Origin of the sequence: Caballeronia terrestris (genome assembly GCF_001544515.1) — a bacterium.
In the GTDB taxonomy this organism is placed as follows: domain Bacteria; phylum Pseudomonadota; class Gammaproteobacteria; order Burkholderiales; family Burkholderiaceae; genus Caballeronia; species Caballeronia terrestris.
The window spans coordinates 1-14612 of sequence record NZ_FCOL02000013.1 but is presented as its reverse complement, the minus strand read 5'-3'; the positions used below and the strand labels follow the sequence as shown (position 1 = coordinate 14612).

15 protein-coding genes are annotated in these 14612 nt (G+C 63.4%); 4 read left to right on the top strand and 11 right to left on the bottom strand.

Annotation, left to right across the window (positions count from 1 at the left end):
• Window positions 1-56: 56 nt before the first annotated feature.
• Window positions 57-260, top strand: coding sequence for a hypothetical protein (locus tag AWB67_RS13330; RefSeq protein WP_087656726.1), 204 nt, complete (start codon window positions 57-59; stop codon window positions 258-260).
• 103 nt (window positions 261-363) lie between these two features.
• Here AWB67_RS13330 and hppD read toward each other — a convergent pair whose 3' ends face one another.
• On the bottom strand, window positions 364-1467 hold the full coding sequence (gene hppD, locus AWB67_RS13325; RefSeq protein ID WP_087656725.1) for a 4-hydroxyphenylpyruvate dioxygenase: 1104 nt from the start codon (window positions 1465-1467) through the stop codon (window positions 364-366).
• A gap of 140 nt (window positions 1468-1607) precedes the next feature.
• Between hppD and AWB67_RS13320 the strand changes: the two genes are divergently transcribed.
• Window positions 1608-2111, top strand: coding sequence for an Lrp/AsnC family transcriptional regulator (locus tag AWB67_RS13320; protein ID WP_087656724.1), 504 nt, complete (start codon window positions 1608-1610; stop codon window positions 2109-2111).
• 148 nt (window positions 2112-2259) lie between these two features.
• Here AWB67_RS13320 and AWB67_RS13315 read toward each other — a convergent pair whose 3' ends face one another.
• The 9 genes from AWB67_RS13315 to AWB67_RS13275 form a co-directional block, all read right to left on the bottom strand.
• Window positions 2260-2922, bottom strand: coding sequence for a GNAT family N-acetyltransferase (locus AWB67_RS13315; protein ID WP_374729819.1), 663 nt, complete (start codon window positions 2920-2922; stop codon window positions 2260-2262).
• A 222-nt stretch (window positions 2923-3144) separates the two neighbouring features.
• The gene (locus AWB67_RS13310) at window positions 3145-3750 is read right to left on the bottom strand and encodes a TetR/AcrR family transcriptional regulator (RefSeq protein ID WP_087656722.1); all 606 of its coding nucleotides are present in this window, start codon (window positions 3748-3750) and stop codon (window positions 3145-3147) included.
• Window positions 3751-3783: 33 nt separating this feature from the next.
• Window positions 3784-4593, bottom strand: coding sequence for a DUF1835 domain-containing protein (locus tag AWB67_RS13305; RefSeq protein WP_087656721.1), 810 nt, complete (start codon window positions 4591-4593; stop codon window positions 3784-3786).
• 73 nt (window positions 4594-4666) lie between these two features.
• Window positions 4667-5755, bottom strand: coding sequence for a 1,2-phenylacetyl-CoA epoxidase subunit PaaE (gene paaE, locus AWB67_RS13300; protein ID WP_087656720.1), 1089 nt, complete (start codon window positions 5753-5755; stop codon window positions 4667-4669).
• A 14-nt stretch (window positions 5756-5769) separates the two neighbouring features.
• Window positions 5770-6315, bottom strand: a complete 546-nt coding sequence (gene paaD / locus AWB67_RS13295) for a 1,2-phenylacetyl-CoA epoxidase subunit PaaD (RefSeq protein WP_087656719.1) — start codon at window positions 6313-6315, stop codon at window positions 5770-5772.
• 16 nt (window positions 6316-6331) lie between these two features.
• On the bottom strand, window positions 6332-7132 hold the full coding sequence (gene paaC, locus AWB67_RS13290; protein WP_087656718.1) for a 1,2-phenylacetyl-CoA epoxidase subunit PaaC: 801 nt from the start codon (window positions 7130-7132) through the stop codon (window positions 6332-6334).
• A 12-nt stretch (window positions 7133-7144) separates the two neighbouring features.
• Complete coding sequence (paaB, locus tag AWB67_RS13285; protein ID WP_025527963.1) at window positions 7145-7429, bottom strand: 1,2-phenylacetyl-CoA epoxidase subunit PaaB; 285 nt, start codon at window positions 7427-7429, stop codon at window positions 7145-7147.
• Window positions 7430-7496: 67 nt separating this feature from the next.
• Window positions 7497-8504 carry a 1,2-phenylacetyl-CoA epoxidase subunit PaaA gene (gene paaA, locus AWB67_RS13280; protein WP_087656717.1) on the bottom strand — a complete coding sequence of 336 codons (1008 nt, stop codon included), beginning with the start codon at window positions 8502-8504 and terminating at the stop codon, window positions 7497-7499.
• 314 nt (window positions 8505-8818) lie between these two features.
• Window positions 8819-10312 (bottom strand): MFS transporter, encoded by a 1494-nt coding sequence (locus AWB67_RS13275; protein ID WP_087656716.1) that lies wholly within the window; start codon window positions 10310-10312, stop codon window positions 8819-8821.
• 158 nt (window positions 10313-10470) lie between these two features.
• On the opposite strand from AWB67_RS13275, the gene AWB67_RS13270 reads away from it, so the two are divergent.
• Complete coding sequence (locus AWB67_RS13270; RefSeq protein WP_087656845.1) at window positions 10471-11721, top strand: TIGR03862 family flavoprotein; 1251 nt, start codon at window positions 10471-10473, stop codon at window positions 11719-11721.
• 7 nt (window positions 11722-11728) lie between these two features.
• Here AWB67_RS13270 and AWB67_RS13265 read toward each other — a convergent pair whose 3' ends face one another.
• Entirely contained in the window at window positions 11729-12901 is a 1173-nt protein-coding gene (locus AWB67_RS13265; RefSeq protein ID WP_087656715.1) for a methyltransferase, read from the bottom strand.
• Window positions 12902-13058: 157 nt separating this feature from the next.
• Between AWB67_RS13265 and AWB67_RS13260 the strand changes: the two genes are divergently transcribed.
• On the top strand, window positions 13059-14330 hold the full coding sequence (locus tag AWB67_RS13260; RefSeq protein ID WP_087656714.1) for an SGNH/GDSL hydrolase family protein: 1272 nt from the start codon (window positions 13059-13061) through the stop codon (window positions 14328-14330).
• Window positions 14331-14612 lie beyond the last annotated feature (282 nt).

Sequence of the window (14612 nt, the reverse complement as noted above, 5' to 3'; positions counted from 1 at the left end):
CTTTACGAAGCAGCACTAGCCGTACATAAAGCAGCATGCAGTCAGAAGGAGAAAAAATGAAACAGCGCCACATCCAGAGTTTCCTGATGGTTTCGGCCGCGTTTTTCGCGATGAACGCGCCCATTCGCGCCGGCAACGCGAATCCGTCTCAAATCACCGCATCGTCCGCGCAGCAGGTTGCGCAGGTGCGCGTGCCGTCCACGCAAAGCGGCAACGCGGGGCGCACCGCCTCCGAATCCGACGACGACTCGGACGATTGATTCCCGGCGGCCTGTCCGGTGCCGTCACCCCGAGCTTGGGCCGTCAAAAACAAAAAAGGCGAGGATCGTTTTCGATCCTCGCCTTTTTATTTGCCTTGCGTTATCAGCTCGCGGTGGTGTCTTTCAGCACGCCGCGCCGCATTTGATCGAGTTCGATCGATTCGAACAGCGCCTTGAAGTTGCCTTCGCCGAAGCCCTGATTGCCCTTGCGCTGGATGATCTCGAAGAAGATCGGCCCGATCTGGTTCTCCGTGAAAATCTGCAGCAGGATTTCGTCGCGCACGCCGTCGATCAGGATCTTGCGCTTCTTCAGTTCCGCCACCGATTCGCCGTGGTTGGGCACGCGGCGATCCACCAGTTCGTAATAGGTATCGATGGTGTCGAGCAGCGCGATCTTCGCGTCGCGCAGGCCGTCGACGGTGCTGTGAATGTCGTCGGTCCCGAGCGCGATGTGCTGGATGCCTTCGCCGCGATACGCGTCGAGATACTCCTGGATCTGGCCCGCCGTCTCAGAGCCTTCCTCGTTGATCGGAATGCGGATTTTGCCGCAGGGCGAACTCATCGCTTTCGATTTGACCGCCGTCACCTTGCCTTCGATATCGAAATAACGCGCTTCGCGGAAGTTGAAGAGGCGCTCGTAGAACTCGGCCCATTCGATCATGCGGCCGCGGTGGACGTTATGCGTCAGGTGATCGATATAGGTCAGACCGTGGCCGACCGGGTTCGGCTCGGCGCCAGCGATCGGTTCGAAATCGACGTCATAGATGCTGATATCGCCGATGCTGCCCGGCTGCGCGCCGTTCTTGCCGCGCCAGCGGTCGACGAAATAGATCAGCGAATCGCCGATGCCCTTGATCGCCGGGATGTTCAGCTCCATCGGGCCGGTCTTGTTGTCGAAGCCCCAGGCGCCGAGTTCGAGCGCGCGCTTGTAGGCCTGGCCCGCATCGGCGACGCGAAACGCGATCGCGCAAATCGACGGCCCGTGCTGGCGCGCAAAGCGTTGCGCGAACGAATCCGGCTCGGCGTTGATGATGAAATTGATCTCGCCCTGCCGATACAGCGTCACGTTCTTGTGGCGATGCCGCGCGATCGCGGTGAAGCCCATCTGCTCGAATAGCTTGCCGAGCGCGACGGGATCGGGTGCCGTGTACTCGATGAACTCGAAGCCGTCGGTGCCCATCGGGTTGTCCCAGCCCTGGAATGTCATGCGTGTCTCCTTCGAATCTTTGCGTGGAAATATTGAGAAGAAGTGTACTGAAGTACGCGCGGCGAATGCTTGCGAAATAAATCGCCGATGACTACGATTGCGCAAGTTACTGCCAAAGATTAAAAAGAAGGAGACAGAAAATGGCCGACATTGAGCTCGATGCGATTGACCGCAAAATTCTTGCGATCCTGCAGGAGAACGGCCGGCTGTCGAATCAGGAGATCGCGGACCGGGTGAATTTGTCGCCGAGTCCGTGTTTACGGCGGATTCGGCGGCTGGAGGAAAGCGGCGTGATTCGCGGGTATGTCGCGCTGCTGGATTCACAGAAGCTTGGGCTCGGGCTGCTCGCGTATGTGAACGTGCGGCTGGAAAAGCGCGGCGGGACATCGTTTACGCCGCGATCGTCGAATCCCGCGACACACGCCGATTTATTCCGCGAGGCGGTGCAGGAGTGGCCGGAAGTCGTCGCCTGCGACGCGATGACGGGGGACATGGATTACCTGCTGCGCGTGCAGGTGAAGGACATGGCGCACTTTTCGCGTTTCGTGCAGGATCATTTGCTGCACCATCCGTCGGTGATCGACGTGAAAACGAGCTTCTCGCTCGAACGCATCAAGGAAACGACGGCGCTGCCGCTGTTATAAAGCTGTCGCACGCAGAAGCTCAAAAAAGCAGAAGGGCGGTCATGGCCGCCCTTTCTTGTTTCGGTGCCACTCGCAGTGCAACTTCGTTGCATGGGCCAGAGTTAACGCTTTAGCGCTTACTCTGGCCGATACAACCCCGCGCTGATCCTTAAGCCGCGTCCGCCGTAGGCATGAACACCTGGAACATCTGCGACGCACGACGCGCCTGGCGCTTGATCGTGTAATCGAACACAGCGGCCTGTTCCTGAAGCATTTCCGCGATGAGGCTGCTCTGATCGGCCGGCGTGAGCGACAAATAGGCGTCTGCCTCGCCATACGCATACTCGATCTTCATGCCCGATTTCTTCGCGATGTGCATCATCGTCGAGTTGCGCGACAGGCAGTGCATATAGAGCATCGACACTTGCGTGTTGCGGCTGCGGATGGCGGCGCGCTCGAAGAGCTTCGTGCCGATGCCCTGGCCGCGTGCGCGTTCCAGGACAGACACGCCGAATTCGGCCGTGCGCTTGTCGCCTTCCGCTGGCAGATAGGCCAGATGGCCGACGCCGATCAGACGCAGTTCGTAGTCGAACACGCCGAAGACGGTGTCACGCGCGAAATCCATGTTGCGCACGTAGTTGTCGATCACGTGGTCTGGCACGATCTGGCCGAAACGCAACAGGCGATCGTCTTCGTCGAGTGCGAGGAAGTGGGTGAGGAGACGTTCGCGGTCGCCCGATGACAACTCGCGAACGAGAACCGGCGTTCGACCTGCCTCAGGCAGCGCGCGTTCGGCTGCGAGGCTGGGTGCGGCAAAGCGGTTAAAAATGATGTTCACGATGGGTTCTCCTTAAATCGTCATGCGACGTGCTGCATCGCAAAACGAATTTTACCGAAGAGTGAAATTCGGATACGGGAAAACCCTTAAATTGACGCTGAGACAGCCTTCTAAAAGAACGTTTAGTACAAAAAATGTCGTGAAATATCAATTAATTGGGGCCGGTATCTCCCAATGACATCGAATTGTAAATTCGACATGCTGTCCCGCAACAATTCATGCGTCGCCGTTCAGGCCATTCTCGATCACGTCCACCACTTGTTCCGCGAATTCGCGATATCCCAGCTTGCCGCCCGGCTTCAGCCACGTGAACGTCCAGTTGATCATGCCGAACACCATCATCGTGAGCGCGGTCTGGTTTTCCTTCGTCGCGCGCGTCGGGTATGCGCGAGCCAATTGCCGGGCGAACGCGGCGACGATGTCGCGCTGACGGTCGAGCACGATCGTGCGTTGCGCGTCTTCGAGGTATTTCACGTCGTTCAGCAGCGCGACGTGGCGGCTGTGCGACGTCTCGTATTCCGCGAGAAACGCGCGCACCAGCTCGGCGAACGCCTCGCGCTCGGTCAAGCCGCGTCGCTGGCTCGCGCCTTCCACCTCCGCGATGATCAGCATCAGCCGCTTCGTGTAGCGGTCGAGCAGGTCGAAGAGGATCGCTTCCTTGCTTGCGTAGTAGTGGTACAGACGCGCTTTCGACGTGCCGCTCGCCGCGGCGAGATCGGCCATCGAAGTGCTCGGGTAGCTCGTTTGCGCGAATTTGGCGGCGGCGAGTTCGAGAATCTGCTCGCGCTGGGTGTCGTGGTCGGGCGCTCTTGTGCGGGCCATTTATCTTCTGTGGAATTGCTGGAAGGGCTGCGCTTATTTGCGCCGGAGTTCTGCCTGGACGATATTGCCCGGCTCGCCGCGAAGTTTAAGCCGTCCCGCGGCTGCCAGCTCGCGGCATCGCCAGAGTGCGATCGAATCGCTGACCAGGAAGCCGAAGTCGCCGCCCATCATCTCGCCCGCGATGCGCCGCGCGTCTTGCCAATCAGGAGTGAGCGCGTCGAGGATCGCTTCGTCGATGTCGGCGAAGTTGCCCGAGACGAACGTGTTCTCGTGCCAGCCGCGCGTTTCGGCGTTCATATGCTTCGCTTCCTGCCATTCGAGCGCGAGCCGGCCGATGCGCAGCACCGAAATCGGCGCGGCGCTCGGCAGTTTCGCGAGCAGTTCCTGCGCGGCGAACATGCCGACCGCCGTGATGCCGTCCGCGCGGCCGCGGCGGCGCTCGTGGCCGTCGGCGTCGATGACCATCGGCAGGTCGCGTTCGGATAGCTTTGCTTCGTTCAGACGCTGCGGCGAGTTGCGCAGATGATAGGCGACCCGCCGCAGCGCGAGCTGATCGGACGCGCTCTGGCCGTGCCACACGACGATCTGCGCGTCGTTGCGCACGAGGCTTTGCAGTTGCGCTTCCTGCTTCTCGAACTCGGCCTCGAAGTCGCTGCCCTCGCGCGTCAGCACATGCCTCCAGAACGTGGCACGCGTTTCCGGAGCGTCATCGACGCCCTTCAACGGCCCGACCGCGAGATCGTCCTTCAGCGCGATCACGCGCTCGTCGCGTTCGGCGAGCTTGAGCGCTTCGCGAAGGGTGTCGGCGGCGTGATCGCCGTTCGTAACGTGGATGATGCTCATCGTGAAAGTGGCCGGCGAACAAAAAAGGGACCGCAGAAAGCGATCCCTGAGTGTAAGCCAACCGATATCGCGCTCAACGTTCGTCGTAACTCACGACGACACGATCGCTCACCGGATGACACTGGCACGTCAGCACGTAGCCGTCGTCGATTTCCTGCTGCTCCAGCGTGTAGTTCTTCTCCATCTTCACCTCGCCTTCGAGCACCTTCGCGCGGCAGGTGCAGCACACGCCGCCTTTGCACGCGTACGGGAGCGCCAGGCCCGCCTTCAGCCCGACGTCGAGCACGCTTACGCCCACGTAGGGCAGACGCAGCTTGCGTTTCTTCCCGTCGATGATCAGTTCCAGATCGGCGGCCGGCGTGTCCTCGGTGATTTCGATGGTCGGCGCGCCCGCTTGCGGCAGCGGCGTGCCAAAGCGCTCGACGTGCACCTGCTTCGGCGGCACGCCCGCTTCCTTCAGCGCCGCTTCGGCGGCGTCCATCATCGGACCGGGACCGCAGATGAACGCTTCGTCGATTTCGGCGGCCGGCGCGAGCGTCTGCAGGAACGCGGCGCACTTTTCCTGGTTCAGCACGCCGTTGAACAGCTCGACGTCCTGCAAATCGTCCGACAAAACGTGATACAGCGAGAACCGGCTCATAAAGCGGTTCTTCAGGTCTTCGAGTTCCTCGGCGAACATGATCGCATCGACGCTGCGGTTGCCGTAGATCAGCGTGAAGCGGCTCGTCGGCTCCGTTTCGAGCGTCGTCTTGACGATCGCCAGCACCGGCGTGATGCCCGAGCCGCCCGAAAACGCGACGTAATGCTTCGCGTGATCCGCGTTCAGGTGCGTGAAAAAGCGCCCGTCCGGCGTCATCACTTCGATTTCGTGGCCTGGCTGCAGCGTGTCGAACGCGAAATTCGAGAAGCGGCCGCCGCGTACGCGCTTGATCCCGATGCGCAGCTCGCCGTCGCGGTCGTAGTCGGTCACGCCGACGCAGATCGAATACGAGCGGCGCGTCTCCTCGCCGTCGATGTGCGTCTTCAGCGTCACGAACTGGCCCTGCGTGAAGCGGAACGCGTCGCGCAGGTATTCGGGGACGTCGAAGGAGACGGTGACGGCATCGGCGGTTTCGGGCCGTACGTCGCGGATACGCAGCGGATGGAATTGCGGAGTCGCCATGATCGGGGGTCGTCTCAATATGGTTTGAAGTAGTCGAACGGCTCGCGGCAGTCGATGCAGCGATAAAGCGCCTTGCATGCCGTCGAGCCGAACTGCGCGAGGCGTTCCGTGTGCACGGAGCCGCAGCGCGGGCAGGCGGGCTTGTCGTTCGCGGCGGGGCGCGGAACGAAGCGGATCGTTTTCACTTGCGGCACCGACTGCGAGCCGCAGTTGCCCGTCGGCGGCGCGATGCCGTAGCGGCGCAGCTTGTCGCGCGCTTCGGCCGTCATCCAGTCGGTGGTCCACGCGGGCGCGAGCACCGTTTCGATGCGATGCGGCCCGAGACCCGCCTGAGTGAGCGCCGCGCCGATGTCCTCGGCAATCTGCGACATCGCCGGGCAGCCGGAGTAGGTCGGCGTGATCACGACTTCCAGAGCGTTGTCGGCGCCCCGGCGGACGTCGCGCAAAATGCCGAGTTCGCGGATCGACACCACGGGAATTTCCGGGTCCGGCACGCTTTCCAGCACGTCCCAGGCGCGTTCGAGGGTGGCATCGGCGGTCATCATGGCGTGTGCGCTCATCGTGGAATCCTCGGGCTTACCAGCTCGCGCCGGGATGCTGGCGCGCAAGGCTCTGCATTTCAGCGAGCAGATAGCCCATGTGCTCGGAATGTTCACCGTGCTTGCCGGTGCTCACGTGTTTTACGTCGGCGGGCGCCTTGAGCGTCGCCTGGGCGAGTGCCGCGTCGACGTCCTCGCGCCATGCTGCTTCTATATCGCTCGGCAGCGGGCCGATGCCCGCGGCGGCGATCGCCGTCTCCACGTCATCGATGCTGAAGAATTCGCGCGTGTACGGCATCAGGTAATCGAGCGCAGCCTGCGCGCGGCGATGCGATTCCTCGGTGCCGTCGCCGAAGCGGATCAGCCAGTCGCCCGCGTGGTGCAGGTGATAGCGCGTTTCCTTCAGCGACTTCGCGGCGATCGCGGCGAGCTGCGCGTCCGTCGACGATTCGAGCGCCGTCCACAGATGGCTCATCAGCGCCGAGTACAGGAAATTGCGCACGATCGTCACGGCGTAGTCGCGCTCGGTGCGCGCGGTGCCCGCGAGCGGCCCGAAATGCGGCAGCTCGGCGATCGTGTAGTTCGCGAATTCGCGCTCGGTGCGGAAATAGGCGTAGTCGTCTTCGGTCTTCTTCACGCCGTTGAGCTGTTCGTCGAGCGTGGCCGCGTGCGAGTACAAGAGGCGCGCCTGGCCGATCAGATCGAGGCTGATGTTCGCGAGCGCGATATCTTCCTCGAGCGCCGGGCCGTGACTGCACCACTCGGCGTTGCGCTGGCCGAGAATCAACGCGTTGTCGGCGAGTCGCAGGATGTACTGGAGATGCTGGGGCGTCGTCATGTCGCTAGCGCCTTACATGTGGTTGATTTCGTCGGGCAGCACGAAGAAGGTCGGGTGACGGTAGATCTTGTCGCCGGCCGGTTCGAAGAGCTCGGCCTTGTCGGCCGGATCGGACGCCGTGATCGCCGCCGACGGTACCACCCAGATGCTCACGCCTTCTTGCCGGCGCGTGTAGACGTCGCGCGCCATGCGCAGCGCGGCGCTCGCGTCGGGAGCGTGCAGGCTGCCGCAATGCTTGTGATCGAGCCCTTGCTTGCTGCGAACGAAAACTTCCCAGATCGGCCATTCTTTGTTCATGTTTGTCTCCTGTCGGTCCAGAGTTGGCGCTTTAGCGCATTACTCTGGCCCCATAGATAAAATCGTCCTATGCAGCTTGTTGGTGAGCGCGGGTGGCTTGCTTTTCGGCATGCGCGAGCGCGGCTTCGCGGACCCAGGCGCCGTCGTCGTGCGCCTTCACGCGGGTGGCGAGGCGCTCCTTGTTGCACGGGCCGTCGCCGTTCACGACGCGCCAGAATTCTTCCCAGTCGATCGCGCCGTAGTCGTGCGCCTTGCGTTCCTCGTTCCATTTGAGGTCCGGATCCGGCAGCGTGACGCCGAGAATCTTCGCCTGCTCGACGGTGGCATCGACGAATTTCTGACGCAGGTCGTCGTTCGAAATGCGCTTGATGCCCCACTGGAACGACTGGCCGCTGTGGATCGAATCCTTGTCGCTCGGGCCGAACATCATCAGCACCGGCCACCACCAGCGGTCGACCGCCTGCTGCACCATGTCCTTTTGCGCTTGCGTGCCCTTCATCATCGAGAGAAGCGCGTCGAAACCCTGGCGCTGATGGAACGACTCTTCCTTGCAGATGCGGATCATCGCGCGCGCGTACGGGCCGTACGTGCAGCGGCAGAGCGGGATCTGGTTCATGATCGCGGCGCCATCGACCAGCCAGCCGATCACGCCGACGTCCGCCCACGTGGGCGTCGTGTAATTGAAGATGCTCGAATACTTCGCCTTGCCCGCGTGGAGCGCATCGACGAGCTGATCGCGTGAGACGCCCATCGTTTCGGCCGCGCTATAGAGATAGAGGCCGTGGCCGCCTTCGTCCTGCACCTTCGCGAGCAGAATCGCCTTGCGCTTCAGGCTCGGCGCGCGGCTGATCCAGTTGCCCTCGGGCTGCATGCCGATGATCTCCGAATGCGCGTGCTGCGAAATCTGGCGGACCAGGGTCTTGCGGTAAGCCTCGGGCATCCAGTCCTGCGGCTCGATCTTGCCGTCGGCCTCCATGACGGCGTCGAAGCGCTGCTGCTCGGGAGAGGCGTTCACATCGGCCGATGCGCCGATCGGCTGGACGTTGCCGGGGATATCGAGGGATTGGGTGTACATGACGATCGCTCGCTCAAGGAAGTCGCTGTTCGGCGATTATAAACCGACCGGCCGGTCGGTTTATAACTTTTTTTGAGATTGATGAGAGGAGATTTGTCTCGACGAGGAAGAGAGAGCGATTTTCGGTGCGCTATTTACTATCTATATAGAGGCGTTGCTGTCTCAGCGATGTCCTCGCACGCCAAGCTGAACCAGCGAGCCTGCGGCGCGTTGCAAATCGCGCGTTCCATAGAAAAAGGCCGCTCAACCGCAGCGGCCTTAATTACCTCCGACGTATCAGGGAACGGGTGTCACCCATGTTCCCGCACGCTTTCTCACGATGCGAAATCAGCCTTTCGTGCAGGCTCAAAGTCCTCCGCATCGACGTCATACCCAGAGGGTTCCCACCGGATCGCCAGCAACGCGACCAATCCGGCCAACGGCGCGACCGCGATGATCCAGAACACCTTCGTCCCGAGCGCCGCCGACAGCACCGGAAACAGGAACAGCGAAACCGTCGAACTGGAGCGCATCAGCGTTTGATTGAAGCCGACGCCAACGCCCCGCAGCGAAGTCGGATAACTCAGCGACGCGAACGTCATGCTGTGCGACCCCGGCCCGAAGCCCTGTCCCAGCAGGAACGCGGCGAGGAACGCGATCGCCGTGACCACTTCGGCGCCGTTCTCCGGCCGCCCGACGATCGCGAGCCCCACGAGCGCGACCAGTTGAAACGCGTAGCCGCCCACCGTCAGCTTCCACGCGCCGACCTTTGGCACCGTCCGAACCGCGATCAACCCGCCGACGAACGCAAAACACAGGTTGAGCGCGAGCGAGGCGAGGATCGTAGTCAGCATCGACTGCTTGAGGAAGCTCGAAATGATGACCGGTAACCCGAACGCGACCGCGTTATACGCAAACGACGACGCCACCGCGATGACCGTCGCGAGCACGGTCCGCCGCAGGTACACGCCGCGCAGCAACTTGCCGTAGTTGCTCCATGTCGCCTTGCGCGGCGCGATTTTCGCCGCTGAACCGTCCGCGTCGACCCGCGTGTCAATGCCGTAAGACCGCTTGAGAATCGCGGCCGCCGCCGGGAGATCGCCCTGATTGGCCGCCCACACGGGCGACTCGCTGATATAGCGGCTCCGGATCGCGATGATCACGATCGCCGGCACCGCACCGAAGCCGAGAATCAGCCGCCAAAGCCAGCCGGAGTGGCTTTCCGGCAGCACCGCGTACAGCCCGAGCACTAATAGATATGACACGCTGATCGCCGCGTACCACGTCGGGCACCACATCGCGATTCGCGCGGCCTTGTTGCCGCGACCCTGGAGCCGCGAGAATTCGGCGAGAAACGCCATCGCGACCGGTAAGTCGATGCCGACGCCCAGTCCCATCACGAAGCGGGCACCGCCGAGCGCCCAGGCGTTCGGCGCGAGCGCGCAAGCGATAGCCGCGACGACGAAAAAGAACATATCGGCCATGAAGACGCGATATCGACCGATTTTGTCGGTGAGGTAGCCGCCGATCAGTGCGCCGATGATCGCGCCGAAGGTGATCGCCGACGCGACGAAACCGGTGCCGGTCGGCGTCAGCGAGAATTCGCGGGCGATGTCCTTGATGCCGAACGCGAGCGCGCCGAGGTCGTAGGCATCGAGAAAGACGCCGCCAAGCGCGATCGCGACGACGACGCGCGCGTCGCTGCCGATCGCCGCGCCCCGATTGACGAGGCTGGAGACATCGGCGGCGCTGCGGATGACGGGGCGCGCGTCAACGGCGCTCGGGGAGGCCGGCGCACTGGAGCGCTCGGGCGCAAGGGAAGCTGACATGAAATACCTGGTGAAAAATAGGTTGACGAGGCAATGATCGCGCGATGCTACGTCGTGGGTCGCCCGCGGACAAATTCATTTTTGTTATTTGATGAATGACGGCGGTGTCCGATTGGCGCGATGCGAAAATGGCGTCTCGTTATTTGCGCCTGAACAGCATGTCTTTCAAATCACCAGAAATTTCACGCGTTGCCATCGTCGGCGGGGGGCCGGCCGGGCTGATGGCGGCCGAAGTGGCGTCTGCCGGCGGGGCGCGCGTCGATGTCTACGACTCGATGCCGTCAGTCGGCCGCAAATTTCTGATGGCGGGCAAAGGTGGGATGAATCTCACTCATTCCGAAGCGGCGACGCAATTTCTTGCCCGCTATGGCGCACGCGCTGGACAAATCGAGCCTTTATTAAACCGTTTCGGTGCCGACGCCCTGCAAAGCTGGGTCCACGAATTAGGAATCGAAACGTTCGTCGGCAGCTCGGGCCGCGTCTTCCCGACTGACATGAAAGCCGCGCCGATGCTGCGCGCCTGGCTGCATCGGCTGCGCGGGGCGGGCGTGCAGTTTCATATGCGGCATCGCTGGACCGGCTGGGCGCACGACGCGTCGAGGGCGCTCGCCTTCACCACTCCCAACGGCGAAGCGCACGTTTCAGCCGATGCCGTAATCCTGGCGCTTGGCGGCGCGAGCTGGCCGCGCCTGGGCTCGGACGCCGCGTGGGTGCCTCATCTCGAAGGGCGCGGCGTGCGCGTCGAACCGTTCGAGCCGTCGAACTGCGGCTTCGACGTCGACTGGAGCGAGCATTTCAGCAGCCGGTTCGCGGGCGAGCCGCTGAAATCAGTGGCGATCGGGCTGGCGCGCGACGACGGCAGCATCGACTGGCGCGCCGGCGAGTGCCTAATTACCGCGACGGGAATCGAAGGGAGTCTGGTCTACGCGCTGTCGGCGCCGATCCGCGAGCGCGCCAAAGGTGAGAACAAAACGATCCTGCTCGACCTCGCGCCGGGTCTTACGCCGGAACGCGTGCTGGAAGAGGTGACACATCCGCGCGGCGCCCGGTCGATGTCGAGTCATCTGCAAAGCCGGCTGCACATCACGGGCGTGAAAGCGGGATTGCTGCGCGAATGCGTCAGCAAGGAAGATTTCGCCGATCCGCCGACGCTCGCCCAACGCATCAAATCGCTGCCGCTGAAGGTCCTGCGCCCGCGTCCGATCGCCGAGGCGATCAGCAGCGCGGGCGGCGTCGCGTTCGAATCGCTCGACGCGCATTCGATGCTCACGGCGCTGCCAGGCGTCTTCTGCGCGGGTGAAATGCTCGACTGGGAAGCGCCGACGGGCGGCTATCTACTGACGGCGTGCCTCGCGAGCGGGATCGTCGCGGGTGAGGGCGCGCTCGCGTATCTCGCGGCGCGCACGTGAGCGTGCATTACGCGGCGACGAGTCGCCACAACGACGTCACTTCCTTCGAGCGCGCGGCGTAAAGCGGATCGGTTTTGTCGGCGGCGCGCGGATGGTGCGGCTTCACGTCGAGCCGTCCGTCGACCTTCAGGCCGGCCGCGTCGATCCATTCCTGCAACTGCGCGCGCGTGCGCAGGCCGAGATGCTCCGCGAAATCCGAAAGGATCAGCCAGCCTTCGCCGCCGGGCGTCAGATGCGCGGCGAGGCCGCCGAGAAAGCCGCGCAGCATGCGGCTTTCGGGATCGTAGATCGCGTGCTCGATCGCCGAGCTCGGCCGCGCGGGCAGCCACGGCGGATTACACACGACGAGCGGCGCGCGGCCTTCGGGGAACAAGTCGGCCTTCACCACGTCCACCTGCGACGCGAGCCCCAGCCGCTCGATGTTTTCATGCGCGCAGGCGAGCGCGCGGGCATCCAGGTCGGTCGCGACGACGCGCTCCACGCCCCGCTGCGCCAACAGCGCCGCGAGCACGCCGGTGCCGGTGCCGATGTCGAACGCGAGCGTCTTCGACGGCAGCGGCTGGTCTGCCACGAGCTTGATGTACTCGCCGCGCACCGGCGAAAACACGCCGTAGTAAGGGTGGATGCGCGCCCCGAGCGCGGCGATCTCGACGCCCTTCTTACGCCACTCGTGCGCGCCGACGAGCCCGAGCACCTCACGCAGCGACACCACCGACGGCCCGCTCGACGGCCCGTATGCTTCCTCGCAGGCCTCGCGTACGTCGGGCGCGCGACGCAGTGGAATCGCGTATTGCTCGTCGAGCGGGAGCAGCAACATCGCGAGCGTGCGGGCGCGCTGCGACTGCGCGAGCCGGTGGAGATTGAAGCTGTCGACCGGCGAAGGCGGCGGCGCTTCGTCCGCTTTCCTCCGTGTTTTCTTCGGCTTGTTCTCGATTCGTCTCACGACGGCCTGCAACAACTGCCGCGCGTTCTGAAAGTCGCCGCGCCACAGGATCGCCGTGCCTTCGCACGCGAGGCGATAGGCGGAATCGGCGGTGAGCTGATCGTCGCCGATCACGACGCGCTTCGGCGGCGCGTTGCCGCTTTCCGAGCGCCAAAGGGCCGAGCGGCTCTCGCCGTCCTCCTCCCAATGGAGCTGAAGCGGGCTAACGGCGAGACTGACGGAGTTCTTGGATTGCATGCGAATTGGATACCGAAACGAGGTGGGGCCGGCTGGCCTATGCCTACATTCTGAGGCTTTTCCACGAAGCGTCTCGTTTTTGCGTGAAAGGCGAGTCTGTGCGACGGTCGCGACCGATCAGGCACAATCGACGTTTTGTTCAGCCCGCGACCACCGAATGACGCTTCGAATCCTTGCTGCCGCGTGCCTTTGCGCCCAGTTCCTGCCGCTGATCCCCGCTTTCGCCGATACCCCCGCCGACAACGCCCACTGGGTCAGCGCCTGGTCGACGGCGCTCCAGGCGATCCCCCAACAGGCGAACTTGCCGCCGCTTTATCGCTCGCCGGAAGTCGGCGGCCGCACGGTGAGGCAGTTGATCTACCCGCGCCTCGACGGCAAGCGCGCGCGTCTGCGGCTGAGCAACGTGTACGGCACGACGCCACTCGTGATCGACGCGGCGCACATCGCGCGGGCCGTGAGCGGCAGCGGCGCGGCGGCGCGCCGGGGCACGGACCGCGCGGTCACGTTCGCCGGCAACAAGAGCGTGACGATCGCGCCGGGCGGTCAGGTCGAGAGCGACCCCGTCGCCTTCGATGTGGCGGCGAACCAGCCACTCGCCGTCAGCCTCTATATAGGTAAGGACCAAAAACTGGCCGCGTGGCACCGGGTAGCGAGCCAGATCAACTACGTGTCGACTCCCGGCAACCACGCTGACGATACCGCCGCTGACGCCTTCCGCACCAGGTTCACGCAATACGCGTGGCTGTCGAGCGTCGCCGTCGACGATGCGTCGGGGCAGAGCATCGTCGCAATCGGCGATTCGATCACCGACGGCATGCGCTCGACGCCCAACGCCAACCGCCGCTGGCCGGACGCGCTGGCGCGGCGGCTCGCGGAAAAGGGCGTCCCGGGGACGGCGATCGTCAACGCGGGAATCAGCGGCAACCGGCTGCTCAGCAACTCGCCGTGCTACGGCGAGGCGGTGATCGGCCGCTTCGAGCGCGACGCGCTGCGCCAGTCGGGCGTGCGCGCGATCATCGTGCTGATCGGCATCAACGACATCAATTTCGCCGCGATGCCCGCGCGCGACGGCCTCGATTGTGACGACCCGCACACGCAAGTCACCGCCGACTCGCTGATCCGCGGCTACCAGCGGCTGATCGCACAGGCGCACCAGCGCGGCATCAAGATATATGGGGCCACGCTGACGCCGGCATCGCTACCGCCGGAGCGCGAGAAGATCCGGCTGGCGGTGAACGAATCGATCCGCTCGAGCCGTGCATTCGACGGCGTCATCGATTTCGACCGCGCGCTGCGCGACCCGGCGCGCCCGGACTCGCTCCTGCGTCGCTACGACAGCGGCGACCACATCCACCCGAGCGACGCTGGCTACGCGGCGATGGCGGAAGCCGTCCCCATCGACGTGATCGCCGTCCAGCAAGGGCGTTGAGCGTCCCAACATATTTTTGCGTCACGCCCTTGTCATTGTCGTCTGGTTCACCTATTATTCGTCTCCTCGTTTCACGACGAGGGCCGCGAAGGAAACAAGTGGTCTCCAAAGTCGGTAAGTTTGGAAGCGAAAGCGAAAAACTTGTTGACAAAGGGAAAAAGATTCTTCATAATCTCGTTTCTCTGCTGCTGATGCAGCGACGCACAACGAAGCGCTGAAGTTGAGTGCTGTAGGCGACTGAAGGTGTGGGCGCCGGTTCGTGCGAATGTTCTTTAAAAACTA

Excerpts from the sequence above, each read along its gene's own strand:
- paaA (WP_087656717.1), bottom strand. The coding sequence starts at position 8,504 with ATGTACACCCAATCCCTCGATATCCCCGGCAACGTCCAGCCGATCGGC.
- AWB67_RS13310 (WP_087656722.1), bottom strand. The coding sequence starts at position 3,750 with ATGGCCCGCACAAGAGCGCCCGACCACGACACCCAGCGCGAGCAGATT.
- hppD (WP_087656725.1), bottom strand. The coding sequence starts at position 1,467 with ATGACATTCCAGGGCTGGGACAACCCGATGGGCACCGACGGCTTCGAG.
- paaC (WP_087656718.1), bottom strand. The coding sequence starts at position 7,132 with ATGACGACGCCCCAGCATCTCCAGTACATCCTGCGACTCGCCGACAAC.
- AWB67_RS13265 (WP_087656715.1), bottom strand. The coding sequence starts at position 12,901 with ATGCAATCCAAGAACTCCGTCAGTCTCGCCGTTAGCCCGCTTCAGCTC.
- paaD (WP_087656719.1), bottom strand. The coding sequence starts at position 6,315 with ATGAGCGCACACGCCATGATGACCGCCGATGCCACCCTCGAACGCGCC.
- AWB67_RS13305 (WP_087656721.1), bottom strand. The coding sequence starts at position 4,593 with ATGAGCATCATCCACGTTACGAACGGCGATCACGCCGCCGACACCCTT.
- AWB67_RS13270 (WP_087656845.1), top strand. The coding sequence starts at position 10,471 with ATGTCTTTCAAATCACCAGAAATTTCACGCGTTGCCATCGTCGGCGGG.
- AWB67_RS13275 (WP_087656716.1), bottom strand. The coding sequence starts at position 10,312 with ATGTCAGCTTCCCTTGCGCCCGAGCGCTCCAGTGCGCCGGCCTCCCCG.
- paaB (WP_025527963.1), bottom strand. The coding sequence starts at position 7,429 with ATGAACAAAGAATGGCCGATCTGGGAAGTTTTCGTTCGCAGCAAGCAA.
- AWB67_RS13260 (WP_087656714.1), top strand. The coding sequence starts at position 13,059 with ATGACGCTTCGAATCCTTGCTGCCGCGTGCCTTTGCGCCCAGTTCCTG.
- AWB67_RS13320 (WP_087656724.1), top strand. The coding sequence starts at position 1,608 with ATGGCCGACATTGAGCTCGATGCGATTGACCGCAAAATTCTTGCGATC.
- AWB67_RS13330 (WP_087656726.1), top strand. The coding sequence starts at position 57 with ATGAAACAGCGCCACATCCAGAGTTTCCTGATGGTTTCGGCCGCGTTT.
- paaE (WP_087656720.1), bottom strand. The coding sequence starts at position 5,755 with ATGGCGACTCCGCAATTCCATCCGCTGCGTATCCGCGACGTACGGCCC.